The 24,996-nt window shown below is 65.5% G+C and carries 29 protein-coding genes and 1 tRNA gene; 8 read left to right on the plus strand and 22 right to left on the minus strand.

Annotation, left to right across the window (positions count from 1 at the left end; all coding sequences use genetic code 11):
• Window positions 1-102: 102 nt before the first annotated feature.
• From ACM42_RS06585 to ACM42_RS06605, 5 genes are all read right to left on the minus strand, one after another.
• Complete coding sequence (locus ACM42_RS06585; protein ID WP_271527129.1) at window positions 103-600, minus strand: UPF0262 family protein; 498 nt, start codon at window positions 598-600, stop codon at window positions 103-105.
• On the minus strand, window positions 597-1,892 hold the full coding sequence (hisD, locus tag ACM42_RS06590) for a histidinol dehydrogenase (protein ID WP_271527130.1): 1,296 nt from the start codon (window positions 1,890-1,892) through the stop codon (window positions 597-599). The genes ACM42_RS06585 and hisD overlap by 4 nt, the downstream gene beginning before the upstream one ends.
• Before the next feature lie 147 nt (window positions 1,893-2,039).
• A complete protein-coding gene (locus tag ACM42_RS06595; RefSeq protein WP_271527131.1) occupies window positions 2,040-2,483 on the minus strand; it encodes a DUF2948 family protein in 444 nt (147 codons plus the stop codon).
• A gap of 82 nt (window positions 2,484-2,565) precedes the next feature.
• Window positions 2,566-3,225, minus strand: a complete 660-nt coding sequence (locus ACM42_RS06600; protein WP_271527132.1) for an epimerase — start codon at window positions 3,223-3,225, stop codon at window positions 2,566-2,568.
• Between the two features lie 24 nt (window positions 3,226-3,249).
• Window positions 3,250-4,188, minus strand: a complete 939-nt coding sequence (locus ACM42_RS06605; RefSeq protein ID WP_271527133.1) for an SDR family oxidoreductase — start codon at window positions 4,186-4,188, stop codon at window positions 3,250-3,252.
• Window positions 4,189-4,276: 88 nt separating this feature from the next.
• Between ACM42_RS06605 and ACM42_RS06610 the strand changes: the two genes are divergently transcribed.
• Entirely contained in the window at window positions 4,277-4,918 is a 642-nt protein-coding gene (locus ACM42_RS06610; protein ID WP_271527134.1) for a TetR/AcrR family transcriptional regulator, read from the plus strand.
• Window positions 4,919-4,924: 6 nt separating this feature from the next.
• Here the strand turns inward: ACM42_RS06610 and ACM42_RS06615 are convergent, their stop codons facing one another.
• From ACM42_RS06615 to ACM42_RS06635, 5 genes are all read right to left on the minus strand, one after another.
• A complete protein-coding gene (locus tag ACM42_RS06615; RefSeq protein WP_271527135.1) occupies window positions 4,925-5,749 on the minus strand; it encodes an alpha/beta fold hydrolase in 825 nt (274 codons plus the stop codon).
• A gap of 130 nt (window positions 5,750-5,879) precedes the next feature.
• Window positions 5,880-6,389, minus strand: coding sequence for a hypothetical protein (locus ACM42_RS06620; protein ID WP_061881159.1), 510 nt, complete (start codon window positions 6,387-6,389; stop codon window positions 5,880-5,882).
• A 191-nt stretch (window positions 6,390-6,580) separates the two neighbouring features.
• Complete coding sequence (locus ACM42_RS06625) at window positions 6,581-6,889, minus strand: EthD family reductase (protein WP_124159447.1); 309 nt, start codon at window positions 6,887-6,889, stop codon at window positions 6,581-6,583.
• Window positions 6,890-7,013: 124 nt separating this feature from the next.
• Window positions 7,014-8,720: an FAD-dependent oxidoreductase gene (locus ACM42_RS06630; RefSeq protein WP_271527454.1), complete on the minus strand. Its 1,707-nt coding sequence runs from the start codon at window positions 8,718-8,720 to the stop codon at window positions 7,014-7,016.
• A 40-nt stretch (window positions 8,721-8,760) separates the two neighbouring features.
• On the minus strand, window positions 8,761-8,949 hold the full coding sequence (locus ACM42_RS06635; RefSeq protein WP_271527136.1) for a hypothetical protein: 189 nt from the start codon (window positions 8,947-8,949) through the stop codon (window positions 8,761-8,763).
• A gap of 316 nt (window positions 8,950-9,265) precedes the next feature.
• Here ACM42_RS06635 and ACM42_RS06640 point away from each other — a divergent pair.
• Together ACM42_RS06640 and ACM42_RS06645 are read left to right on the plus strand one after the other, a co-directional pair.
• Window positions 9,266-9,340: transfer RNA gene (locus tag ACM42_RS06640), tRNA-Thr, on the plus strand.
• A gap of 78 nt (window positions 9,341-9,418) precedes the next feature.
• Window positions 9,419-9,769, plus strand: coding sequence for a RidA family protein (locus ACM42_RS06645; RefSeq protein ID WP_035669267.1), 351 nt, complete (start codon window positions 9,419-9,421; stop codon window positions 9,767-9,769).
• 1,074 nt (window positions 9,770-10,843) lie between these two features.
• Here ACM42_RS06645 and ACM42_RS06650 read toward each other — a convergent pair.
• From ACM42_RS06650 to ACM42_RS06660, 3 genes are all read right to left on the minus strand, one after another.
• Window positions 10,844-11,338 carry a Crp/Fnr family transcriptional regulator gene (locus ACM42_RS06650; RefSeq protein WP_028176548.1) on the minus strand — a complete coding sequence of 165 codons (495 nt, stop codon included), beginning with the start codon at window positions 11,336-11,338 and terminating at the stop codon, window positions 10,844-10,846.
• A gap of 122 nt (window positions 11,339-11,460) precedes the next feature.
• On the minus strand, window positions 11,461-12,090 hold the full coding sequence (locus tag ACM42_RS06655) for a ferric reductase-like transmembrane domain-containing protein (RefSeq protein WP_271527137.1): 630 nt from the start codon (window positions 12,088-12,090) through the stop codon (window positions 11,461-11,463).
• Between the two features lie 12 nt (window positions 12,091-12,102).
• Entirely contained in the window at window positions 12,103-12,606 is a 504-nt protein-coding gene (locus ACM42_RS06660; protein ID WP_271527138.1) for a Twin-arginine translocation pathway signal, read from the minus strand.
• A gap of 275 nt (window positions 12,607-12,881) precedes the next feature.
• On the opposite strand from ACM42_RS06660, the gene ACM42_RS06665 reads away from it, so the two are divergent.
• Window positions 12,882-13,889, plus strand: coding sequence for an LLM class flavin-dependent oxidoreductase (locus tag ACM42_RS06665; protein ID WP_271527139.1), 1,008 nt, complete (start codon window positions 12,882-12,884; stop codon window positions 13,887-13,889).
• A gap of 191 nt (window positions 13,890-14,080) precedes the next feature.
• Here ACM42_RS06665 and ACM42_RS06670 read toward each other — a convergent pair whose 3' ends face one another.
• The 6 genes from ACM42_RS06670 to ACM42_RS06695 are packed head-to-tail and all read right to left on the minus strand — an operon-like array spanning window position 14,081 to window position 18,688.
• Window positions 14,081-14,956 carry an amidohydrolase family protein gene (locus ACM42_RS06670; protein ID WP_271527140.1) on the minus strand — a complete coding sequence of 292 codons (876 nt, stop codon included), beginning with the start codon at window positions 14,954-14,956 and terminating at the stop codon, window positions 14,081-14,083.
• Between the two features lie 12 nt (window positions 14,957-14,968).
• Window positions 14,969-15,355: a RidA family protein gene (locus ACM42_RS06675; protein ID WP_035706477.1), complete on the minus strand. Its 387-nt coding sequence runs from the start codon at window positions 15,353-15,355 to the stop codon at window positions 14,969-14,971.
• 25 nt (window positions 15,356-15,380) lie between these two features.
• Window positions 15,381-16,184, minus strand: a complete 804-nt coding sequence (gene hpaH, locus ACM42_RS06680; protein ID WP_271527141.1) for a 2-oxo-hept-4-ene-1,7-dioate hydratase — start codon at window positions 16,182-16,184, stop codon at window positions 15,381-15,383.
• A gap of 3 nt (window positions 16,185-16,187) precedes the next feature.
• Window positions 16,188-17,048 carry a fumarylacetoacetate hydrolase family protein gene (locus ACM42_RS06685; RefSeq protein WP_271527142.1) on the minus strand — a complete coding sequence of 287 codons (861 nt, stop codon included), beginning with the start codon at window positions 17,046-17,048 and terminating at the stop codon, window positions 16,188-16,190.
• 53 nt (window positions 17,049-17,101) lie between these two features.
• Window positions 17,102-17,719, minus strand: coding sequence for a flavin reductase family protein (locus ACM42_RS06690; protein WP_271527143.1), 618 nt, complete (start codon window positions 17,717-17,719; stop codon window positions 17,102-17,104).
• Window positions 17,720-17,722: 3 nt separating this feature from the next.
• On the minus strand, window positions 17,723-18,688 hold the full coding sequence (locus ACM42_RS06695; protein ID WP_271527144.1) for a Bug family tripartite tricarboxylate transporter substrate binding protein: 966 nt from the start codon (window positions 18,686-18,688) through the stop codon (window positions 17,723-17,725).
• A 137-nt stretch (window positions 18,689-18,825) separates the two neighbouring features.
• Here ACM42_RS06695 and ACM42_RS06700 point away from each other — a divergent pair, with 137 nt between their 5' ends.
• The 3 genes from ACM42_RS06700 to ACM42_RS06710 all read left to right on the plus strand — a co-directional run bounded on the left by ACM42_RS06700 (window position 18,826) and on the right by ACM42_RS06710 (window position 21,779).
• Window positions 18,826-19,617, plus strand: coding sequence for an IclR family transcriptional regulator (locus tag ACM42_RS06700; protein WP_271527145.1), 792 nt, complete (start codon window positions 18,826-18,828; stop codon window positions 19,615-19,617).
• Window positions 19,618-19,698: 81 nt separating this feature from the next.
• A complete protein-coding gene (locus tag ACM42_RS06705; protein ID WP_271527146.1) occupies window positions 19,699-20,994 on the plus strand; it encodes an O-acetylhomoserine aminocarboxypropyltransferase in 1,296 nt (431 codons plus the stop codon).
• A 2-nt stretch (window positions 20,995-20,996) separates the two neighbouring features.
• Window positions 20,997-21,779: an alpha/beta fold hydrolase gene (locus tag ACM42_RS06710; RefSeq protein ID WP_271527147.1), complete on the plus strand. Its 783-nt coding sequence runs from the start codon at window positions 20,997-20,999 to the stop codon at window positions 21,777-21,779.
• Window positions 21,780-21,930: 151 nt separating this feature from the next.
• On the opposite strand, the gene ACM42_RS06715 is transcribed toward ACM42_RS06710, so the two are convergent.
• Together ACM42_RS06715 and ACM42_RS06720 are read right to left on the minus strand one after the other, a co-directional pair.
• Window positions 21,931-22,884, minus strand: a complete 954-nt coding sequence (locus ACM42_RS06715; RefSeq protein WP_271527148.1) for an aliphatic sulfonate ABC transporter substrate-binding protein — start codon at window positions 22,882-22,884, stop codon at window positions 21,931-21,933.
• A 21-nt stretch (window positions 22,885-22,905) separates the two neighbouring features.
• The gene (locus tag ACM42_RS06720) at window positions 22,906-23,127 is read right to left on the minus strand and encodes a hypothetical protein (RefSeq protein WP_271527149.1); all 222 of its coding nucleotides are present in this window, start codon (window positions 23,125-23,127) and stop codon (window positions 22,906-22,908) included.
• Window positions 23,128-23,520: 393 nt separating this feature from the next.
• Between ACM42_RS06720 and ACM42_RS06725 the strand changes: the two genes are divergently transcribed.
• The gene (locus ACM42_RS06725) at window positions 23,521-24,252 is read left to right on the plus strand and encodes an SDR family NAD(P)-dependent oxidoreductase (RefSeq protein ID WP_271527150.1); all 732 of its coding nucleotides are present in this window, start codon (window positions 23,521-23,523) and stop codon (window positions 24,250-24,252) included.
• A 120-nt stretch (window positions 24,253-24,372) separates the two neighbouring features.
• Here ACM42_RS06725 and ACM42_RS06730 read toward each other — a convergent pair whose 3' ends face one another.
• A complete protein-coding gene (locus tag ACM42_RS06730; RefSeq protein ID WP_271527151.1) occupies window positions 24,373-24,984 on the minus strand; it encodes a pyridoxamine 5'-phosphate oxidase family protein in 612 nt (203 codons plus the stop codon).
• Between the last annotated feature and the right edge of the window lie 12 nt (window positions 24,985-24,996).

Below are 24,996 nucleotides of genomic sequence, written 5' to 3' on the forward strand. Positions count from 1 at the left end.
GTCTCGTCGGAAAACCGCTGCACACTTTTCCTGGCCATGAAGCCTGTTGTTTTGCGCACGATCCGATCCGAAAACCGGTGCCCACTTTTCAGGATCATGCGCCTAACCCTTCCAGTGCAGAACGGTGATCAGCGTGAACAGGCGGCGCGAGGTCTCGAAGTCGACCCGCACCTTGCCCTTCAGTCGCTCCTGGAGCGTGCGCGATCCCTCGTCGTGAATGCCGCGGCGGCCCATGTCGATCGCCTCGATCTTGTCGGGGGTCGCGGTGCGGATCGCCTGGTAGTAGCTGTCGCAGATCATGAAATAGTCCTTCACGATCCGCCGGAACGGCGTCAGCGACAACAGATGCGCGACGACAGGCGTGCCGTCCTCACGGCGGATGTCGAACATCAATCGGTTGCCGGTGATGCCGATATGCAGCGTGAACGGGCCCTTCCCCTCCGCGCCCTCGGGCGCGAACAAATTCTGCTCGATCAGATCGTAGATCGCGATCGCCCGCTCATGCTCGATATCCGGCCCGGAACGGCCGATCGACTCCTCGTCGAGCGTGACCGCGACGATGCGATTGGTCGAGTCGTCCTGTTCGGGCGGCTTTGTCATGACAGATTGAGGCGCAATCCAATCGAACGCGAATGGGCGTCCAACCCCTCCGCCTTGCCCAGCGTCATCGCGGCCGGCCCCAGCGCACGCAATTGATCGGGTCCGCATTTCAGGATCGAGGTACGCTTCATGAAGTCGTGCACCGAGAGTCCCGAGGAAAATCGCGCCGAGCGCGCCGTCGGCAGCACGTGATTGGAGCCGCCGACATAGTCGCCGATAGCCTCGGGCGTATGGGGCCCCAGGAACACCGCGCCGGCATTGCGGATCTTTGCGGCGAGCGCGTCGGGATCTGTGGTCATGATCTCGAGATGCTCGGCAGCGATGGCGTCCGCGAGCGGGATCGCGTCGGCAAGAGTCTTCACCATGATGATGGCGCCGAAATCGGCCCAGGAGCTGCCTGCGATCGCCGCGCGGGGCAGCGTCTTCAACTGCGCCTCGACCGCCTTTTCGACGTCGGCGGCAAGGCGAGCGGAATCGGTGATCAGGATCGACTGCGCGCTGGCATCGTGCTCGGCCTGCGCCAATAGGTCGGCGGCGATCCAGTCGGCGTTGCCGGTATCGTCGGCAATCACCAGCACCTCCGAGGGGCCGGCGATCATGTCGATACCGACCTTGCCGAACACCAGCCGTTTTGCGGCGGCGACATAGGCGTTGCCTGGGCCGACGATCTTTGCCACCGGCGCGATCGTCGCGGTGCCGTGCGCGAGCGCGGCGACGGCCTGCGCGCCGCCGACACGGTAGATCTCGGTGACGCCACCGAGATGCGCGGCCGCCAGCACCAGCGGATTGAGCTTGCCGTCCGGCGAAGGCACCACCATCACGAGGCGCGAAACGCCGGCGACTTTCGCAGGCACCGCGTTCATCAGCACCGAGGACGGATAGGCCGCGGTGCCGCCGGGCACGTAGAGGCCGGCGGATTCGATCGCGGTGTAGCGCCAGCCGAGCTCGACGCCGAGCGGGTCGGTGAAGCGCTCGTCCTGCGGAAGCTGACGGCGATGATAAGTTTCGATGCGATCCCGCGCGAGCTTGAGTGCATCCAGCGTCGCGGCATCGCAGGCCTTCTCTGCGGCTTCGATCTCGGCGGCGGAGACGCGCAAGGAGGATGCATCCAGCGTCAGCCGGTCGAACTTTGCCGTGGCTTCGAGCAGGGCAGCATCGCCGCGCTTGGCCACGTCGTCGACGATCGCGCGCGCGGCGGCCTCGACATCGGCCGAAGCCTCGCGCTTGGCGGCGAGGAAGGCGGAGAATCGCTGGTCAAAATCGGCGCTGCTGCGGTCGAGGCGAACGGGCATGTTTCGCTTGGCTTCTGGCTGGTATTTTGGGGGCGGATCGGCGCACCGGGTCCCCTGCTCAATGGCGCGGCGGGGAAGCTGCGTCAACCCTCGGGAGATGCCGTTCCGGCGAGGGCCTCAGCCCATTCGGCTGGTACACCGGCCACTTCACCCCTCCCCCTCGATGCCCGTTCCCAGCGCGTCGTTCCCGAGGTCGGTCAGCTCGCATTCCAGGCACTCGACGTCGAGGCGGATGGCGCCGCCCTGGGCGAACAGAAGCAGGGCGCTGCCGCCGGGCTCCTCGTGGCGCCCGTCCTGGGGGTGAAATTCAATGCCGACAAGGTCCAGCACGTTGTCCGGCGCGGCGAGATCGATGTTGCGCGACTTGCAGGCGAGCACGCGGTCGAAACGGAGCGCGGCGACCAGCCGGCGTGGCTCGGTCTCGCCCTCCAGTGTCTGCTCCCAGTCCAGCCGGCTCATTCCGACCACAAGCCGCTTCTCGCCCTGCCGCCAGATGATGTCGGAGGTCTGCACTCGGGCGTCCTGGACATGGGTCGAGATCACGGCGAGGTCGTCGGCATCGAGCGCGATCAGTTTGAGCTGGGGCGACATTGCCGACGCTTCTCCTTTGGAGGGGACCGGGCTCAACGCGCGCGGGCCCCGAAATTTCCGCACAAACTAACCGGCCGGCAGGTCAGAGGCTATTGATATCCTCCATCTCCAGCACCTTGCGCGGATACCCCTCCCGGGCAGCGCGGATCATGGCGCGTCCGATCTGCTCGGTCGAGGTCACGAACTGCGGCGAAATCCGGCGCAACACCGGCCAGAGCGGCCCGCTCACGGCGTAGACAGCCTGCACCCAGGCGGTCTTGGACCGGGCGCCGTGCAGGGGCTGGATCGCCCCGGGCCGGAACATGTAGGCGGCCTTGAACGGCAGCTTGAAAAGATCGTTCTCGGTCTTGCCCTTGATCCGTGCCCACATCCGCGACCCCTGCTCGGTCGAATCGGTGCCGGCGCCGGTGACATAGGTGAAGATCATCTGCGGATTGAGCCGGGCCAGCGTCGTCGCGGCAGCGAGCGTGAGATCATAGGTGAGGTGGCGGTAGCGCTCCTCGCTCATGCCGATCGAGGAGACGCCGAGGCAGAAGAAGCAGGCATCGAAGCCGGTCAGCTGCGGCTCGATCGCCGAATAGTCCATGAAATCCTCGTGCATGATCTCGGTGAGCTTGGCGTTGCGCACGCCGGTCGGGCTACGGCCGACCACGAGCACACGGTCGATGCCGGGATCGACCAGGCATTCGTGCAATACGCCCTGCCCCACCATGCCGGTCGCGCCGAAGATGATGACCTTCATCGGGATCTCCAGCGGCCTCGCGGCTCATGCGGCGGCCGCGATCTCGTCGAAGGATACACCGGTCAGCGTTGCCGAGGCATCCCACAGCATGGCCGCCGCAGCGAGATCCTTCGCCTGCGGCATGATCCTCGCCGGCCCGGGTGGTCCCTTCAATTCGTAAAACCCGTTTGGACCGTAATAGCCGCCGGGCTCGGCGTCCGGAAAGGTCGCCGCAAACAGCGTCGGCAGCGCGCCTTCGGCGGCGGACTGGCTGATCAACGGCTGGAGCAGCCGGCCGAGCCGCGACTGGACGGTGTTGGTGCCCGGCCCGTTCGCAATGAGATCGGTCCGCGCATAGCCGGGATGGGCGGCAAGGCTCATCAGGCCCCAGCCGGCGGCGACGCTGCGGCGTTGCAGCTCCAGCGCAAACATCAGCATCGCCAGCTTGGATTGGCAGTAGGCGCGCCACGGACGATAGGAACGCTTGCTGTGCAGATCGTCGAAATTGATCGCACCGGAGCGGTGCGCAAGGCTCGAGAGATTGACGATGCGAGGCGCCCTGGCACGGCGAAGCTGCGGCAACAGCCGCGCCGTCAGGGCGTAGTGACCGAGATAGTTGGTGCCGAGCTGCATCTCGAAACCATCCTCCGTCTGCTGCCGCTTCGGCAGTGCCATCACGCCGGCATTGTTGACGAGGAGATCGAGCGATTCGTTGTCGGCGGCAAAGCGCCTGGCGAAATCGGCGACGGAGGCAAGGCTTGCGAGGTCGAGATGCTCATAGGCGATCAGAGCGTCGGGAAACCGCTCGCAAATGCCTTCGATCGCCCGCAGGCCCTTTGCGTCGTCGCGGCCGGTGAGTATGACAATGGCACCGGCGCCCGCGAGCGCCATCGCCGTCTCGTAACCTAGCCCGCCCGTCGCGCCGGTCACGACGACGGTCTTGCCGCTGAGGGAGGGGACGTCTGCCGTGGTCCAGTCGGTCATGCCATGTCTCCGCGGCTTTCACGGGTGGAAAAGGCTCGCGACCGGTCTAAATGTGCACTGAGTGCAAGTTTGCAAGAGGTGGAATGATTTGAAGGCTTCGAACGTCGCCGGGAAACGCGCCAAATCATTGTCCGCGGAAGGAAAATTTCCGACCGCCACCGGCCTGCGCGAGCGCAAGCGGCAGGAGACCCGCGATCGGCTGGCGCGCGCGGCGATGACCTTGTTCCTGGAGCGCGGCTTCGAGGCCACCACCATCGACGACATCGCGGCGGCAGCCGACGTGTCGCGGCGCAGCTTCTTCCATTATTTCGCGTCGAAGGAGGACGTGGTCGCCGCCTGGCAGGAGGGCGCAGCCAGCGCGCTGGTCGCCGAGATCGTCGCCCGGCCCGCGGACGAATCCATGCTGACGGCAGCGGAGAATGCGATCGCGGCGGCGGTCAAACGGCTCGATCCGGCGGAAGCCGCAGCGATGTCGCGGCTCAAGCGCGACAATCCCGCACTCCAGGCGCGCGACCAGCTCAAATACGAAAAGCTCGAGCGCGCGCTGGCGGACGGACTGGCACAGCGCGCCCGCACCAAATCGGACCGACAGAAGGCGCGGCTCGTCGCCATGATTGCCACCGGCGCCATGCGCGTCGGCGGCGAGAGCTGGATCGGCGAAGGCGCGCGGGAGAAGCCGGAAGCTTTCGTCAGGCGCACCTTCGATGCGATCAGGGCGATATTGAAGTGAGGTCTCTCACTCCCTGAAAAACGCCAGGAGATCGGCGTTGATGGTTTCCGCGTGCGTGGTCGGCATGCCGTGCGGAAAACCCTTGTAGGTCTTCAGGATACCCTGCTTGAGCAGCTTGGCCGAGAGCGGCGCGGAATCGGCGTAAGGCACGATCTGGTCGTCGTCGCCGTGCATCACCAGCACCGGCACGTTGATCTTCTTGAGGTCCTCGGTGAAGTCGGTCTGCGAGAACGCGACGATGCCGTCGTAATGGGCCTTGGCGCCGCCCATCATGCCCTGGCGCCACCAGTTCTGGATCACCGCTTCCGACGGCTTTGCGCCGGGGCGGTTGTAGCCGTAGAACGGGCCGGCGGGGAGGTCGCGATAGAATTGCGTGCGGCTGGCGGCGAGCTGCTTCTGGAGATCGTCGAACACGCTCTTCGGCAGGCCGCCGGGATTGGCTGCGGTCTGCACCATCAGCGGCGGCACGGCAGAGAGAATCGCGGCTTTCGCCACCCGGCTCTCGCCGTGGCGCGCGATGTAGTGCACGACCTCGCCGCCGCCGGTGGAATGGCCGACATGGATGGCGTTCTTGAGGTCGAGATGCGCGGTGAGCGCGGCGAGATCGTCTGCATAATGATCCATGTCGTGGCCGTCGGCGACCTGCGCCGAGCGGCCGTGGCCGCGGCGATCATGGGCGACGACCCGGTAGCCGCGCGTGACAAAGTACAGCATCTGCGCGTCCCAGTCGTCCGACGACAGCGGCCAGCCATGGCTGAACACGATCGGCTGGCCCGCGCCCCAATCCTTGTAGAAGATCTCGACGCCGTCTTTGGTGGTGATTGTGGGCATGGATTGCTCTCTTTCGATGAAGATCAGTTGCGTGAGGCGCGAACGAACTCGCGCCGGCGATCCGCAGATAGTTGCGCGGGATCCCGAATGCGATTGCTCGCATCACCAGGGGACGTTGAGAATCTTGTGATCAGGCAAACGCCATCGGCCGGAAGCGGCGCCAGGCGCCGATGGTCAGCACCACGAAGAACACCAGCACGATGCCCTGCACCACGGCGAACACCGGACCGGACGGCGGCGCCGGCGGCACGGCCGGTGCGAGCGCGGCGAGCGCCGGCACCTTCAGGAACGACTGGATGACCAGCACGAAGACGTTGAAATAGAGCGAGATCATCGCGGTCACGATATAGACCGGGCGCCAGACTCCGGCGAGCTTCATGCCGTACAGCGCGACGCAGGCAATCGCGAGCAGCACCAGCGAGATGATGCCGATGATATGCGAGGGCAGCAGCTCCTTGAACGGAAAGAGGAAACCGGTGGCGCTGGTGAGGATCGTGGTCAGCAGGAAGATCGCGGTGAGGGCCGGCATCGGCTTCGAGCCGAGCAGGCCGAACATCACGACGAGGCCGGCGACGATGGCGATCAGGCTGATGATGACATGGATCAGCGTAAGGGCGGGCAGGCTCAACCCAAGGACCATGACATCTCTCCTATTCTCCGCGTTGAGATGATGAGAGTAGTATTACGGTCCTCATGGGATTGCCACCTGCGTTGGCGTCACATGCGGAAGCGCGGCCATGCGTCATCGTGCGAATCGACAAACGCATGGCCGATTTTTTTGCGTCGCCGTCACGAAGGACGGCCGTTTTCGACGAAAGTCGAATCGATCCTTCACACTTCCTTGGTGTCGAAGATCAAGAGGTCGGCACCGCCGCTGGCGAACTTGGGCACGTCGGCGCCGGTCGCCTTGCCTTCCGGACTGGCGAATGCCGCCTGAATGTCGGCCACGCTGTCGAAGGTGAGAATGGCGACGAGATGGATTCCGGAAGGACCTGCGGGAGATGCGACCGGCCCCTTGCTGACGGCGTATTTCTTCAGGCCGGGAAGTTTCTTGGCGAGCGGGATGTGCGTCTCGGCATAGTACTTGTCGAAGGCGGCGGCGTCCTTGGGTGTTTTGTAAAGCACGACGATTTCAGCCATTTGGTCCTCCCTTGGGAATCTTTGTTTTTCTACGCGCGGTTGGTCCCGCGACGAGCGATAGTCTGTGGGACGCAGCAAGATGGCAAGCCGGATTCGGCTTGCCATCTCCTTGTCTTCTGCTTGCCTAAAGCGCCGGTTTTGCGACGTCGCCGAGATAGCCGTGCAGGGAGGCGACGACCTGCGCACCCTCGCCGATGGCGCCGCCGACACGCTTGACCGAGCCGGAGCGGACGTCGCCGACGGCGTAGACGCCGGGCACGGAGGTTTCCAGCGGCGCCACGAGCTTGCCCTGGTTCTGCTCGGACTGCGCACCGGTCACGACGAAGCCGCCGCGATCGAGCGTCACGCCGCAGCCGTCGAGCCAGGAGGTGGCCGGATCGGCGCCGACGAACAGAAAGAGATTGCGGATGTCGGCAAAATCCTCGTCGTCCGACAACCGGCTCTTCCAGCGGATGCGCCGCAGCAGCGCGGCCTCGTCGCCCTCGAGCGCGGTGATCTCGGTGTTGAACATCAATTCGATGTTCGGCGTGGCTTCGATGCGCTCGATGAGATAGCGCGACATGCTGGCGCCCAAGCCGCCGCCGCGGATGATCATCAGCACGCGTCTGGCGTGGCCCGACAGGAACACGGCGGCCTGCCCTGCCGAATTGCCGGCACCGACGAGGGCCACCTCCTCGCCGGCGCAGAGCCGCGCCTCGACCGGCGAGGCCCAGTACCAGACGCCGCGCCCCTCGAACTTGTCGAGGCTCTCGATCTCCGGCCGGCGATAGCGCGCGCCGCTCGCGACCACCACCGCGCGCGAGCGCAAGGGATCGGCGCCGTCGAGCGCCACCGAAAATGCGCCGTCCTCACGCGTGCAGTCGAGCGACTTCACCGTCACCGGAATCATGATGTCGGCGCCGAACTTCTGCGCCTGGGTGAAGGCGCGCGCGGTCAGGGCCTGGCCCGAGATGCCGGTCGGGAAGCCCAGATAGTTCTCGATCCGCGCGCTGGCGCCGGCCTGGCCGCCGAAGGCGCGGGTGTCGAGCACGGCGACCGACAGCCCTTCGGACGCGGCATACACGGCGGTGGCGAGCCCCGCGGGTCCACAACCGACGACCGCAACGTCGTAGATACGGTCGCCCTTCGCGCCGCCGATCATGCCGATGGCGCGCGCGAGCTCGGTCTCGTTGGGGTTGCGCAGCACGGCGCCATCGGCGGTGACGACCAGCGGCCAGTCTTCGGGCTTCGGCGAATACCGCGCGATCAGTTCGGCCGCGTCGCAATCGCGATCGGGATCGAGCAGATGATGCGGCTGGCCGTTGCGGGTGAGGAATCCCTGCAACCGCACCACGCCGGCGGAGTTCGACGGTCCGATCAGCACGGGACCGCCGGCGCCGCCCTGGATCAGATTGACCCGGCGCAGGATCAGCGCCCGCATGATGCGCTCGCCGAGCTCGGCCTCGGCAACCAGCAGCGCGCGCAGCCGGTCCGGCGGCAGCAGCAGCGTCTCGACATCGCCCTCGGCCCGGCCGTCGACCAGCGCCGGCTGGCCGGAGAGCTGGCTGAGTTCGGCCAGGAATTGCCCCGGCCCCTGGTCGATCACCGGGGTGACGTGACCGAGCCCGTCGCGCTGCGTGATGGCGACATGGCCCTTCAGCACGACGAACATGCCGGGGCCGGGCTTGCCGGTCTCGAACAGCAACTCGCCATCCGCGTAGGTGCGGTGTTCGCCGAAGTGCCTGATGCGTTCGATCTCGGCGGGTGCCAGCGCCGGAAAGGTCTGCTCGGGGCGCGTAAACCGCGACATCTGCGCGTCACGGTCGGTTCGTTGCGGTTCGTCCTGCCCCATTGCCACGTCATGCACTCCAAAAAATTCTAGCCGCCCGCCTTCAACTGCCGGTCTTGCCGGCGGCCCCCTCATTTAGGGAACCATCTTCGTTCTGCGAGGGGTCGGTCGTTGCGGCGCGTTCGCGCGCCTGCAGCTTCCGCCGCTTCAGGTTCTCGCGCAGCGCCGATTTCAGCCGGTCGTCCCGGGACACCCTCGCCTGCCTCGCGCTCTTGTCAGTCTCGTCAGCCATCACGGCTCCATCGCAGCAATCGGCAGCAGGATGCCACCGAAGTGTGGCAGCTCAAGAGGCCGACGCGATCCGATCGTGCGAAACGCGAAATGGAGCGAATCCGGCGTCCCGGGCAACTGGCCAGTTGGCCGGGGATATCGGCCCCCGAATCGACGAAAAGTCGGTGATTTCGCGTCAAACCGGGCATTCTGGCCCCAATATCGGCCCGATTTTCTCGTTTTGACGGGGCTTGCAAGCTTGCGCAGGAGGGGGGCTTGTGGCAGATATCGGCCCGCTTGGTAGGCCCTCTCGGGCGCCCGATTCTTCACCAGCACATGCTGCCGTAGCTCAGTGGTAGAGCACTCCATTGGTAATGGAGAGGTCGACAGTTCAATCCTGTCTGGCAGCACCAGCTTCCCGCATTGAAGCGAGCCTTATTGAAACAAGCCTTGCGCCTGGCCAGCGAGCCCGCAACTCCCCGGATGCCATCGTGATCAAACGTTCCCTGCCCTATGAAGGACTGCTCCACGAGATCGTCGAGCATAACGGCGTGCTCTATCTCGGCGGCATCGTCCCTGAAGATGCGGGGCTCGATATGGCGGGCCAGGCCGACGATGTGCTGCGCCAGTTGAAGACCCTGCTTGATGGGGCCGGCTCCGATCTCTCCTGCGTTCTGCAGGTGACGATCTTTGTGGTTGATCTCGCCGACAAGGCGGCGCTCAACCAGGTGTGGAAGCGCTATTTCACCGCGGACCATCTACCGGCGCGTGCCGCCATCGGGGTTGCGGATCTCGGCCCGGGCGTCAAGCTGGAGTTGACGGCGATCGCCGCCCGCCGCTGATCCTCGAGCGGCACCGGCAAGGCGAGAAAGCTCGGTCATTCCTGCGCTCACACATGTAGCAGCATTCTCGCGGCGCGAAGCGTCCGAGTTTTGCTGGTTTCCTTGACCCTCTCCATGTGAAGAGGGCGCAGGGAAGGCCGGGTGCCGGCTGGCACCCATGATCCGCCGCGCGAAGAATTTGCACACGCAAATGCGCAAGCGGGACAACAGGTGGGCCGGAAAAACATACGGCCTTCCCTGCGCGATGGTTTGACGGCTTATGCGCGCTCTCCCCGGAGCCGAGTTCCTTCTGGCCTCCGTCACCTCGCGAATTGGCGATGTCCCGAGACCCGGTTGAGCCCCGACCCATCTCCGCAAGGCTTGACCGTAGCAACGACGGTCAGGACCACGCGCTTTCGCCGTACGCAGCCGGCCCGGCTCCGCCCAAGGGCTTCGCCGGACCTAAGCGCCGTCCGTCCGCACGCAGCCGGGACCTCACAAGGTTCATCTCGCCCTGGTCCCACCTTCGCGTGCCCGGCGCTGCCGCGTCCACCGCACCCCGGCCCACGTTCGTGACGACGTACGATCGCCCCTCTCCCTGGACCGGGATGGCGGGAATATGCCGCAATTCCGAATTTCGGTAAAGTGGAATATTTTCGCAAAAAGGGGTTGACTGGATTTTGCGAGAGGAGGGTGTTTTGCCCGACGGGTCAAAATCGTTGGGATCGATATCCGCTTGCGGTGGCGCTTCGCAAAGATGCAGTCACGCTGTCCTTTTGACCCCTAAATTCACGGTGATAATGTCGTAACCTGCGGTCCGTCCGGGAGGACACCATGGAATGGTTTGACCGGCTGTTTGGAAGGACGTCGTCAGCTCCGACCCGGCTCTTTGCGAGATTCAGGCGGACGTCGAGGGCACCGACTGATCCCGACCTTCTGAAAATCGCCAAAGACCGGAAAGGGCATGTTTCGCGAAGAGCCGTACGAGATGAATATGAGCGGCTGGTCTTGGAGAAGTACGCGCACGATAAGTCGTGATTTCCAAGACCCATCGAGCCTTGCTCAGTGGCGAAACATGATGGTTTCGCAACAGCTCTACACGTCCTGCGCATCATCAATCGAGCCACCCACCTGCAGTGTCGCGAACCGCTCATCCGCCCGTCGCAGCCGTCGGCACAGCTCGCGATTGATGTTCTGCAGGACGATCACATAGGCGCGGATATCGGCCTTGTAGCAAGCGTAGAGCTTTTGGGCCGTCAGCTCGTACAGTTCGGTCGGGCTTTCCGCGACGACCGTAGCGGAGCGGTTTTGCATTTCGATCAGCGTCATCTCGCCGAAGAAATCGCCTGGCTCCAGGCCGGAAAGCGGAATGACGCTGCCCGAACCGACCCGTTTGCTCACCGCCAGCCGACCGGATTTGACGATGAACATCGAGCGTCCCGCCTCTCCCTCCGCGACGACGGTCGCGTTGGCATCGAAGCGGCGCTCGACCAGCATTGAGATCAAGAGGTCGAGGCTCGGCTCCGGGAGACCGCCGAAGAACGGTGTGGCGAGCAGGAAGGCTTTCAGATCGGGATCGCTGGCGGCCATTTCGCAAGGATATGCGCCCTCGCCATCTGCGGCAAGCAGAGGGACACCGGCGCTGACGCCCCCCAATGAGTGACGCTCAATGTGTTCGATCAAGCAGTCTGCGACGCGGCAATTCCGCGCGTTTACTGCCGCGCAACGCTCTCGCCGCGCAACGTCCGCCGTCTCCAGAGGTCAGCCATGATCTTCGCGGCCGCCGCAAGGACGAGCGCGCACAGCGCGACCTTCGAGATCGTCTCCATCGTCCCCTCGATCAAAAGGCAATGCACCACGCTGCCTGCGACGATGACGATCGCGAGGGGAATATGGACGATGCGCCAGGTTCGCAGCCGCAGTCCCAACCGCTGGCGCAGCAGCGCCAGAACCGCAATGATGAAGATGGCCCACATCGCGGTCACGCCGAAGGGAGAGAACGGCGTCGGCGATGTGTAGGTCAGGGCATCGATCATGTCGGGCGGGCTGGTGAACCAGAGGCCGGCGACGTGGATCACCACCGCGACCACCAGCGCGCCGCCGATCCAGTGATGGGCGCGCCGTCCGCGATAGGCCGGCAGGCCCGGCAGATATCCGCCGATCAGCAGGGGCTGCACCAGCACGAGGCCGAGGGCGATGATCCCGGCGAAGCCGGCGAGAATGTAGACCGGGCCGCGCCATGCGAGTTGCTCGCTTGCTGCAGCAGCGGCGATCGGCACGCCAATGGCAAGGGCAAGGGCGACCCAGATCAGGACCGCCCGGGCCGATCTCCATCGCTTCATTTGCAAGTCAGCTCAGGCCGACTGCAGCACGAAATGCGCCTCGAGGCTGTTTTCCTTGGCGCTCCGCATCACCGGCCGCAGGAAGACGGTCTTGAACTCACCGCTGTCATAGGCGAGATGGCCGTGCGGCTGGCCGAAGATCGGAATGATCTGCGGCATCTCGAGCCGGAACTTGCCGTCCTTGTCGGTGAGCGTGGCGCCATGGCTCTGCGGCTCGTGCTCCTGCCCTTCGACCGTGTGGGCCCAGATCTGGATGCGCTGCCCGGCGAGCGGAGCGCCGTCGCCGGCGCGGCGGACCGTGCCGCTCATCCAGAAGCCGCCCTTGCCGATCCGCTCCACGATCGCCGCGCCCTTGCGGTAATTGTTCGCCCCGCCCGACATCGACTGGGTCGGTGCGAGGCCGTCCGCGCGCGCCGGCACCAGGAGGCCGGGGAAGGCTGATACCAAGACCCCGGTGGCGAGGACGGTGCCGCCGGCGGCGAGAAGGCTGCGGCGGTCGAGTACGACGTTGGTCATGTCAGTTCCTCCCGGCAACGGGCCTCTTGCTCGCGCAAGCTACAACAACAGGCGCAGAACGCCCAGTTGAGGGGGAGGGGACCATCGGTCGCAATAACAGTGTTGTGAACCGGGGCATTCGCAGCTCATGGCGGGCAGGATGGGTCGCGTGGCGGAGAACCCACCAGCCCTGGTGACGAAACGTGCGAGGGCTCTACCCATCCTGCGCGCTGCCACTACATGTCTTTCCTCAAGACGCGCATGATCGCGCAGCCCTCCACACCGGCAGCCCCCATATGATCCCCTTCTCCGTGCTCGACCTCGCTCCCATCCGCCAGGGCGGCGATGCGGCGCAGGCTTTCCGCAACTCGCTCGACCTTGCCCGGCATGCCGAGGCGTGGGGCTACAAACGGTTCTGGCTCGCCGAGCATCACAACATGACGGGAATCGCGAGCGCGGCGACGTCGGTCGTGATCGGACATATCGCGGGCGGAACAAAGACGATCCGCGTCGGCTCCGGCGGGGTCATGCTGCCGAACCACTCGCCTCTCGTCATCGCCGAGCAGTTCGGCACGCTGGAATCGCTCTATCCCGGGCGGATCGATCTCGGGCTCGGCCGGGCGCCCGGCACCGACCAGTTCACCGCGCGGGCGTTGCGGCGCGATCTCGCCACCACCTCCGAGAATTTTCCGCATGACGTGCTGGAATTGCAGGCGCTGCTCGGCGACGTGCAGCCGAACCAGGCGATCCGCGCCGTGCCCGGCATGGGGACCAAGGTGCCGCTCTGGATCCTGGGATCGAGCACGTTCGGCGCGCAGCTTGCCGCGATGCTCGGCCTGCCCTTTGCGTTCGCCTCGCACTTCGCGCCGCAGATGATGATGCCGGCGCTGCGCGAATATCGCGCGCGCTTCGAGCCCTCGGCGCAGCTCGACAAGCCCTATGCGATGATCGGCGTCAACGTGTTCGCCGCCGACACCGACGACGAGGCGCAGCGGATGTTCTCATCGCTGCAGCAGCAGTTCATCAACCTGCGCCGCGGCACGCCGGGCCCGCTGCCGCCGCCGGTCGACGACATGGACGCGCTGTGGTCGCCGGCCGAGAAGGCCGGCGTCGGCCAGTCGCTGTCGTGCTCCGCAGTGGGCTCGCCGGCCGCCGTGGAAGAGAAGCTGAAGGCGCTGATCGCTGAAACCGGCGCGGACGAATTGATGACGACGGGGCAGATCTACGACCACGCCGCGCGGCTGCGCTCGTTCGAGATCGCAGCCGAGGTGCGGGATAGGTTGGCGAAGCAGCCGGCGGTGTGAGCGGGTCCGATTGTTGCCGCGATGAAGGTGCGCTCCCTCCCCCGCTTGCGGGGGAGGGCTGGGGAGAGGGTGTCTCCGCAATGGGACAGCCCCCCTAGAGGAAAGAGCCCTCACCCCGACCCTCTCCCGCAAGCGGGAGAGGGGGCGCACCGCGCGCGTGGCGAGGGGGCTCAGCCCAATCCTCTCATGCCCTAATCCGGAAAGCCGAACAGCTTGGCTGGATTGTGCACCAGGATCTTCTCCAGCTCCGCCTGGTCCGGCGCATAGCGATACATCAGCTCGAGCAGGTCGGCATCGTTCGGCGGCTGCTTCACCGAGACCGGATGCGGCCAGTCGCTGGCCCAGACGCAGCGATCGGGAGCGGCCTCGATATAGGCGCGCGCGATCGGGATCACGTCGTCGTAGGGCGCGCCGGTCTTCGAGGTCTTTTCGCCGAGCGACAGCATGACCCAGAAATTGCCCTTGCCGAGCAGCTCCAGCATCTTGCGCAGGTTCGGATCGGCCCTGCCGGCTTCGGGATCGGGGCGCGCCATGTGGTCGATCAGCACGGGCACGTCGAGAGTCTCGTACTTGGCGACGCTCGACATGATGCCGTCCTTCTCCGGCTGGATCTTGACGTACCAGCCGAGCTCGCGGATGCGCGCGATCGCGCGGGCGAAATCGACATCGGAGAGCACGGCACCAAGCTCCTGGCGGAAGCTGAAGCGCGCGCCGCGCACGCCGGCATCATGCAGCTTGGCGAGGTAGGAGTCGCTCGCCTCGGCGAACACCAGCGCGTTGGCGCAGCCGCGATAGTTCGGCCCCATCGCAGCGAGGCCGTCGAGCACGACGGCATGGTCGGCACCGTAGGTCGTGGTCTGCACGATGATGCCGCGCTCGATGCCGAGCGCCTTGTGCATGCGCAGCGCCGCCTCCCAGGTCGCGGTCGGCATCCGATAGGCGGCGCCGGGACGCTCCGGATATTTGTCGATGGGCCCCAGCACGTGAAACTGGCTATCGACGGTCTTCGGCGGCGGCGCCTTGCTTGGCCGGCGCGGATTGGGATCGAACGGCAAATAGGTCGGCATGCGCAAAGCTCCTCAGTCGATCACGGCGGTGAAGTCGCACTGCACCAGCGCGCCGCCGTCCATGTTGTCCATCGGCAGCGCGTGGCGCGCCGGGCGCGAATGCTCGTCCGGAAACATCTTGAGCCACTCGACATTGACCGGGCCGCGATTGCCGCGGTCCTTCAGCCACACCGTCATCTTGATGATGTCGTCGGTGGTGCCGCCCGCGGCCTCCACCGTCGCCTTCATATGCGCGAACATGTTGGCGCATTGGGCGTCGAGACTCTCTGGCATTGCATTGGTCGCGGGATCGCGGCCGAGGATGACGCCCGACATCACGAGATTACCGATGCGGCAGGCGTTGGGAATCGGATTGACGTGCTTGAAGCCGCCGATGTGGATGCTCTTGCGCCGTGTCATGGTGCGCTCCCTGCTTGTTGTTGCCTCAGACGAACTGGCACGACACCGAGCCGAACGTGCCATAGTCGGCATGAAACGTGTCGCCGCGGCGGATGTCGACGGGCCGCGTGAACGATCCCGCCAACACGACCTCGCCGGCGGCGAGGGACTCATCATGCGGCGCGAGGCGGTTGGCGAGCCAGGCGATGCCGTTGGCGGGGTGATTGAGCACGCCGGCGGCAAGCCCGGTCTCCTCGACCTCGCCGTTGCGGAACAACAGCGCGCCGATCCAGCGCAGATCAGCATCCATCGGGCGGATCGGCCGGCCGCCGAGCACCAGCGCGGCATTGGCCGCGTTGTCGGAGATCGTGTCCATGACTTTTCGCGTCCTGCCCGTCTCCGGATCGACGCGATGCATGCGCGTCTCCAGGATTTCCAGCGCGGGCGTGACGTAGTCGGTGGCGTTGAGCACGTCGAAGATGGTGCAATCGGGCCCGCGCAGCGGCGCCTTCAGCACGAAGGCGAGCTCGACCTCGATGCGCGGCGCGTGGAAGCGGTCGAACGGGATCGGCGTGGCGTCGGCATAGAACATGTCGGCGAACAGCACGCCGTAGTCGGGCTCGGAGATGCCGACCGCGCTCTGCATCGCCTTCGAGGTCAGTCCGATCTTGTGCCCCTTGATGACGCGGCCGCGACCGAGCTGGAGCCTGGTCCAGGCGCGCTGAACCGCGTAGGCATCCTCGATGCTGAAGTCGGGGTACTCCTTCGTGAACATCGGAATCAGCGATTTCGTGCGCTCGGCTTCGTCGAGGCGCGCGGCAAGGCGTTCGATCGTCGCAACATCCAGCATGGCTTATTGCTCCGCCGCCACGGTGTTACGCAGCACGCCGATGCGGCTCGACTCGACTTCGACGACGTCGCCGACCTTCAGCCAGCGCGGCGGATCGAACCGCGCGCCTGCGCCGGTCGGCGTGCCCGTCACGATCATGTCGCCGGGCTTCAGCGTCGCGAAGGTGGAGAGATAGGAGATCAGGACGTCGAACGGGAACATCAGCCGCTCGGTCGTGTCCTGCTGCCGGACCTCGCCGTTGACGCGCGTGATGATGTCGTGCGGCCCGCGCGGATCCAGCTCGTCCGCCGTGACGATCCACGGGCCGATGCTGCCGGAGCGATCGAAATTCTTGCCCTGCGTGACGTTGAACTTGCCGTGGCGCAGCCAGTCGCGGATCGTGCCCTCGTTGCACAGGGTCATGCCGAAGATGTGCGACCACGCCTGTTCGCGCGGAATGTGACGGCCGCCCTGCCCGATCACGATGACGAGCTCGCCTTCATAGTCGAGCTGGTCGGAGACTTTCGGCTTCTCGATCGGCTGGCCGGAGCCGGTCATCGAGGACATGCTGCGCACGAACAGGCTGGGATATTTGGGCAGGTCCGAACTGTCTTTATATTCGGCGTTGCGCTCGGCGTAGTTGACGCCGATGCACCAGAGCTTTTCCGGCGCCAGCACCGGCGGCAGCAGGACGAGTTTTTCCAACGGGTAGTCGGGCTTCTGTCCGGCCGCCGCTTCCTGCGCATCGGACAGCGCATTCGCTGCGATCAGCGCCTTCACATCCGAGAAATCGCGGCCGATCCGTTTCGTCAGATCGATCACACCGCCTTCGACGGCCGCTCCGTAGCGCGGCTCTCCATCCAGGAGATAGCTCAGGAGTCGCATTGTATTTCCTCCAATGATCTTGAGGCAGCTGGGCCCGAGACAGACCCGCGCGCTCAGTCTTTCGACTTGGGAGTCTGGAACACGGTGTTCAGCGTCACGATCTCGCCGAGGCGGGCGTAGCGCGGCCCGCCGATCCGCGCGATCGGGTCGAGCGCCCTGGTCTCGACCTTGCCGTCGTTCACGAGGCCGTCGCGCAGATGAAACATCACGACCTCGCCGACGATCAGCCGGCTCTTGGCCTCGCCGAATTCGAGGCACTGCCGAAAGCGGCACTCCATCGCGACCGGCGCGGCGGTGAGCCGTCGCACCTTGATGAGGTCGCAGGGCAGCGTTTCGAGTCCGAGATGCTCGACCTCGCTGATTTCAGGCGGATGCTCGACGGAGCTGTCGTGCACCGCGGACATCAGCGGGGTATCGGCGATGTGGATGACGTATTCCTCGGTGTCGAGGATGTTGTGCGCGGTGTCCTTGTAATCGGCGCCCTTGCGGCCGACGCTGATGGCGAGCATCGGCGGCTTCTGCGAGACGAAGGTGAAGGCGCTGAACGGCGCGAGGTTGAGCACGCCACTTCGCGACAGGCTCGTCACCCAGGCGATCGGACGCGGCACCACGATGCCGGTCATCAGCCGGTAGATGCGCTCGGCGCCGAGCTCGGCGGGATCGATCCGCATCGATCAATCCGCCCTGATGTTGGCCTTGCGCACGACCGGAATCCACTTGGCGTCCTCGCGCTCGAGATAGGCCTTGAATTCTTCCGGCGTCATCGGCGTGGCTTCGCCGCCGAGCTTCTCGAACTTGTCGACCACGGCGGGGTCTTTCAGGATCGCGACCAGCGTCTCGTGCAGCTTGTCCACGATTGGCGCCGGCGTGCCGGCGGGCGCGAACAGGCCGGTAAAGGTCTGGCCGTCGAAATCCTTGTAGCCGAGCTCAGCGAAGGTCGGGACGTCAGGCAGCGACTTCAGGCGGTGCGGGCTGGTCACGGCCAGCGCGCGGAACAGGCCGGCCTTGATGTGTTGGAGGCTGACCGTGAGCTGGTCGAACGCGAACTGGACCTGGCCGCCGAGCAGATCGTTGATCGCCGGCGCATTGCCGCGATAGTGCGCGGTGACCCATTGCAGCTCGAGGTTGGACTGCATCAGCTCGCTGAGCAGATGGTTGGTGGTGCCGGGGCCGGGCGAGGCCATGGTCAGCTTGCCGGGCTCGCGCTTGGCGAGCTCGATGAATTCCTTGAACGTGTTGGCCTGCACCGAGGGATGCACCTCGAGCACCAGCGGCGTCATCGAGATCGTCGAGATCGGGAGGAAGTCCTTCTTCCAGTTGTAGGCGTCGCGCTTGTTGATCTCGGTCGCGAACAGCACCGGGCCGTTGGCGCCGACGAACAGCGTGTAGCCGTCGGGTGCCGACTTCGCAAAGGCCTCGCCCGCGATCATGCCGCCGGCGCCGGCCTTGTTCTCGATGACGAAGGGCTGGCCGAGCTTTTCCTGGAGCTTGTCGGCGACGATGCGTGCGGCGCTGTCGACATTGCCACCGGCGGGATAGGGCACGATCAGCTTGACGTTGCGCGCCGGCCATTGCTGGCCCGACGCCGGCCCCGCCAGCATCGCAGTGACGGCAGCTATGGCAATCCAGATTAATCTCATGTTAACCTCCCGGCGGCGCATTCGATTCATTCGAATGCCTGGACGTCGCACGACGCTCACAAGGCATTCCGATCGGAGCGCAATCTCCAGATGCGCGCTTGCCCTGTCGAGGGAATTGTGGCGTTCTTGTCCATATTATGGACAAGACCAGATTCGCACGCAATGCGATGGCACCGCGACAGGGTGCGCAGGCGATCCGGCGCGCGCTCGCGGTGCTGCGCATCCTTGCCGCAGGCCGCGAAGACGGTGTGCCATTGGCCGAGGTGGTCCGCGCCACCGGCCTCACCCGCCCGACCGTGCATCGCATCGTCCACGTGCTGATCGAGGAAGGCATCGTCGAGCGGCATGGCAAGAGCGGGCGCTACGCGATCGGCAACCAGGTGCCGGAGCTGGCGCTCGCACGGCCGCGGCCGTCGCGGCTGCTGGTCGCCGCAAATCCGTCGCTGCAGCGCGCGTCCGCCGAGATCGGCGACACGCTGTTCCTGACGGTGCGCACCGGCAACGACACGCTGTGCGTCGATCGCAGGATCGGCGTCTATCCGATCCAGGTGCTGTCGATCGAGATCGGCGCGCGCCGGCCGCTCGGCGTCTCCAGCGCGGGCGTCGCCATCCTTGCCGCAATGCCGGCGCAGGACGCGCGCAAGATCGTTGCAGCCAACGAGAAGCGGTTCGAGGCCTACCAGACCGACGTGGGCACCGTGACGAGCCAGGTCACTGCAGCGCGGCGGCGGGGCTACAACATGAGAGAGATCGGCCTCGTGCAGGGCACCAAATCGATCTCGACCTGGATCAAGACCCCGGACGGACAGCCGACCGCCGCGATCACGGTCTCCGCCGTTCGAACCAGGCTCGGCCCCCGCCGCGAGCAGGAGGTCGCGGAGATTCTGTTGCGGGAGGCGCGCGCCATCGAGCAGGCGATCCGGGGCTAGGCGGCGTTGTCAATGGGCTGACGTGGTCCCTCGTTTTGTGGCACAAGAGCCGCCATCGCCGACCGACCAACGAGGCCACGCATGCCCGCGCCAAAACCGCCTGCTTTCGAGACCCTGAGCCTGCATGCGGGCCAGCATCCGGATCCCGTGACCGGCGCCCGGGCGGTGCCGATCTACCAGACCACGTCCTACGTGTTCCAGGATTCCGATCACGCTGCGGCGCTGTTCAACCTGGAGCGCGCCGGCCACATCTATACCCGCATCTCTAACCCGACCACGGGCGTGCTCGAGGAGCGGCTTGCGGCCCTGGAAGGCGGCGTCGGCGCCATCTGCACCGCCAGCGGCATGGCCGCGCTGCATCTGGCGATCGCGACGCTGCTCAATGCCGGCGACCACATCGTGGCGTCGAGCTCGCTCTATGGCGGCACCATCAACCTCCTGGCGCACACGCTGCCGCGCTTCGGCATCACCACCACTTTCGTCAAGCCGCGCGATCTCGACGCGTTCCGCAGCGCCATCAGGCCGAACACGAAGCTCGTGATCGGCGAGACCATCGGCAATCCCGGGCTGGAGGTGCTCGACATCCCGAAGGTCGCTTCGATCGCGCATGACGCAAAAATTCCGCTGCTGATCGACAACACCTTTGCCACGCCCTATCTCAGCCGCCCGATCGAGCTGGGCGCCGACATCGTCATGCATTCGGCGACCAAATGGATCGGCGGCCATGGCATCGCGATCGGCGGCGCCATCGTCGACGGCGGCCGCTTCGACTGGCGCGGCTCCGGCAAGTTCGGCGTGCTGACCGAGCCCTATGGCGGCTATCACGGCATCGTCTTCGACGAGCAGTTCGGCACGGCGGCCTTCATCATGCGCGCGCGCACCGAGGGCCTGCGCGATTTCGGCGCCTGCCTGTCGCCGACCAACGCGTTCCAGCTGCTGCAGGGCGTGGAGACGCTGCCCGTGCGCATGGACCGCCACATGCAGAACACGCATCTCGTGCTGGAGGCACTCAAATCCAACAAGGCTGTCGACTGGGTGCTGCATCCCTCGCTGGAGACGCATCCCGACTATCAGCTCGCAAAGACCCTGCTGCCGCGCGGTGCCGGCTCGATCGTCTCCTTCGGCATCAAGGGCGGCCGACCGGCGGGGCGCAAGTTCATCGAATCGCTGCGCATGATCAGCCATCTCGCCAATGTCGGCGACGCCAAGACGCTGGTGATCCATCCGGCCTCGACCACGCATCAGCAGATGGACGCCGAGCAGCTCAAGGCCGCCGGCATCGGCGAGGAGCTGGTGCGGCTGTCGGTCGGCATTGAGACGGCAAGCGACATCATCGACGATCTCGCCCAAGCGCTGCGCATCTCGCAAAAGGTCTGACCATGAAGCTCTCCGTCAACGGCACTGAAGTGTTTGTGGCAACCGGCGGCCGCGACTTCGACAAGTCGCTGCCCGCGGTCGTCTTCATCCACGGCGCCGGCTTCGATCATTCCACCTGGGCACTGCACACGCGCTGGTTCGCTCATCACGGTTTTGCCGTGCTGGCGCCCGACCTGCCCGGCCACGGCCGCTCTACGGGGCCTTCACTCGGCAGCATCGCGGAGATGGCGGATTGGACGGCGGCGCTGCTGGATGCAGCGGCCGCCACGAAGGCGCATCTGATCGGCCATTCCATGGGCTCGCTGATCGCGCTCGAGACGGCGGCGCGCCATCCCGACAAGGTCTCCGCGCTCAGCCTGATCGGCACCGCCGCGACCATGACGGTCGGCCCGGATCTCTTGAAGGCGGCCGAAGCCAACGCGCAGGATGCAAACGACATGGTCTCGATCTGGGGTCTCGGCTTCAAGGCCGAGCTCGGCGGCAGCCTCGCACCGGGCCTGTGGATGCATGGCGGCGCACAGGCCGTGCTTCAGGCCTGCGAGCCCGGCGTGCTGTTCAAGGATCTGTCGGCCTGCAATGCCTATGCGAATGCGCTTGCCGCCGCGGCGAGCATCAAGGTGCCGACGACGCTCATTCTCGGCGAGCGAGACATGATGACGCCGGCGAAGGCGGGTAAGGCGCTTGCGGCCGCGATCCCGCATGCGAAGACCGTCGTGGTGCCCGGCGCCGGCCACATGATCATGGCCGAACGTCCGGATGAGTTGCTGGCGGCGCTGAGGGGCTGAGCCGCTTCCAACTCAAGCGTTTGGAACGCGGATAGCCGCAGGGAGCGTCATGGCCGGGCTTGTCCCGGCCATCCGCGGCTGGCGATGCAGAACGGTGAACGTGGATGCCCGGGACAAGCCCGGGCATGACGGCGTCCTCTCAATGTCCAGCTCACGAGCCCGGCGTCCATTTCCAGACGATGTCGGAGACGTTAACCGGCTTCGGGATGAGGCCGAGCTTTGCGAAGCGATCGGCGACCGCCTGCTGGCTCTTGACCACCTCGGCATCGAGCGGCACGACGCGATAGTTGGAGCGGGCCACGAAGCGCCTGACAGCCTCGATATCGACGCCGGTCGCCTCTGCTTGCGCCTTCGCCACATCCTCGTGGTGCGAATCCGCCCATACGCCTTCGGACGCGAAGGCTGTGTTGAGCTTCGCGACGAGGGAAGGATACTTCTCCACGAAGTCGGTGCCGGCGATGTAATAGGCGTTCGGCTTGTGAACATCCTTGTCGAACGCGAGGACGCGCGCGCTCTCCTTCAATTCCGCGAGCGCCAGATAGGGATCCCAGATCGACCAGGCGTCGACCGAGCCCTTCACGAAGGCCGCCGTTGCGTCCGCCGGCGCGAGCGGCGCCGGTGTGATGTCGGACCAGGACAGGCCGGCCTTCTCGAGCGAGGCAACGAGGAGATTATGCGCACTGGATCCCTTGCCGAAGGCGACGCGCTTGCCTTTGAGATCAGCAAGCGTCTTGATCGGTGAATCCTTCGGCACGACGATCGCCTGTGTGTTGCCTTCCGATTTCACCGCGGCAACGTAGCGGATCCTGGCGCCGCCGGCCTGCGCGAAGATCGGCGGCGTATCGCCAACGAAGCCGAAATCGACGCTGCCGACATTGATAGCCTCCAGCAGCGGTGGACCGAACTGGAAGTCGATCCACTTGATCTCGATACCGAGCGGCTTGAAGGCGTTTTCGAGCGTCTGACGCTGGCGCACAGCCGGAAAGAATCCGCCCTTCTGCGTGCCGATGCGGATTTCCGCCGGCCTGTCCGCGGCGCGCACGGGCGCGGCAGCAGCGGTGGCGAGGAGCAGCGCTGCGGTCAGGATATGTCGTCGTGCAATCATGTTGCGGTCCTTTCGGTGGCATCAGTTGGCGAAGAGTTGGGAACTCGCGCGACGGCTCCGCTGCGAGAGCACGGCACGGGCGGCGCGCTCGGCCTCGCGGGCCGAATGGAACTGGCGGCCTTCGAGACTGTCGAACAGGCGCTCGGAGGAGAAGAAGCGGTAGCCGCGCTCACTTCTTGTGATGATGCCGGCGGCGCGGTCGTGGATCTCGATGATGTAGGCATTCGACTGGGTCTGGGACATGATTGCTCGTTCGCCGATGTCTCGGCGTTCCTGTTCGGGGATTCTCGGTGCGAGGTGCTGCTAAGAGGCGGTCAGCAACGACAACAGGCGCCCGTTGCCACCGAGAAACAGCGCCGCGTCATGCACGCATGCATGTCGCCTTGGTTACGCTGGTGATCCATTCTCATATCGCGGCATCAAGCTCGAGGAGCAGTTTCGATGCTCGGAATATCGAGCGGTTGGCGCGATTGGTCAATGAAATGGCTATCCATATTTGCGGCCGGCGCGCCGGGGCGCTTCTCTCGGCGCAAGCACCGGCAGACGGATTCATCTCGCGATGAGTTCATCACAGGCGCACGGGGCGGCGTGGTACGCTTCAGGAGCCGGAACGCAGGCAATTCGGGAGCTCCAGAGATGGCTGATGATTTGAAGGGGCGCACCGCGCTCGTGACCGGCGGCTCGCGCGGAATCGGCGCCGCCGTCTGTCGCGCGCTGGCCGAAGCAGGCGCCGCCGTGGCGATCAATTGCCGCGAGCGGATCGGGCAGGCCGAGCAGCTGGCTGGCGAGATCGGCAAGCAAGGCGGCCGCGCCATCGTCGTCGCTGCCGACGTCTCGCAAGCCGAAGCCGTGGCCGGAATGGTCGAGCGCGTCGCGTCCGGGCTAGGGCCGATCGACATCCTCGTCAACAATGCCGGCATCGCCATCACGCGCGGCATCGACGATCTCAACGAAGACGATTTCGACCGCACCATCCTGGTCAACCTGAAATCCGCCTTCCTGTGCACGCAGGCCGTATTGCCGTCGATGCGATCAAGGAAATGGGGCCGCATCGTCAACATCTCCTCGGGAGCGGCGCGCGGCGCCGGCTCGATCGGCCCGCACTACAATGCGTCCAAGGCCGGCATGGAAGGCCTCACGCGAGGTTACGCCGCGCGGCTGGTGAAGGAGGGTATCACCGTCAACGCAGTGGCGCCGTCGCTGATCGAGACCGACATGATGAGCAGCCAGCCCCAGCTCGTCAGCCGCATCCCTCTCGGGCGCTTCGGCACGGCGGAGGAGGTGGCGAAAGCGGTGATGCTGCTGGTCGACAACGCGTACATGACCGGGCAGACCGTGGCATTGAGCGGCGGGATGGCGTTTAGCTGAGCGCACGCCGTCATGGCCGGGCTTGTCCCGGCCATCCACGCCTTGACGCTAGCGCGAAGAACGTGGATGCCCGGGACAAGCCCGGGCATGACGATCAGCTGCCGATCGAGGCGCAGCGACTCACCACATCGTTGCGGCCGCGCGTTCGGGCCAGATGCGGTCGTACTCCGCGCCGCCGACCTTGTTCTCGCTCATTTCCGCGAGGATCTGGCCGGGCGTCGGCAGCGTCTTTGGATCGACGCGCTTGTCAGGATTCCAGAGGTCGGAACGGACGATGGCGCGGGCGCACTGGAAGTAGATTTCCTCGACGTTCATCACCATGACGCTGCGCGGCGCCTTGCCTTCGACCTTGAACGAGGCCAGCAGCTCCGGATCGATCGAGAGATAAGCGCGACCGTTGGCGCGGACGGCGTTGCCGGAGCCGGGAATCAGGAACATCAGCGACACCCTGGGATCGCGCACGATGTTGCGCAGGGAATCGACCCGGTTATTGCCGCGGCGGTCCGGCAGCATCAGCGTCTTGGGATCGTGGATGCGGACGAAGCCGGGGAGATCGCCGCGTGGCGAGCAATCGATGCCTTCGGGCCCGATGGTGGCGAGCGCGGCAAACGGCGCCTTCTCGATGAAGATGCGGTAGAGCGGCGTGACGTGGTCGGCGACTTTCACGGTCGAGGCGTCATTGGTGGCGCCATAGATGGCTTCCAACTGTTCGACCGTTTCGATCACCGACATTCCACTCTCTCC

Source organism: Bradyrhizobium sp. CCBAU 25338, from assembly GCF_028128965.1.
GTDB classification, from domain to species: Bacteria; Pseudomonadota; Alphaproteobacteria; order Rhizobiales; family Xanthobacteraceae; genus Bradyrhizobium; species Bradyrhizobium liaoningense.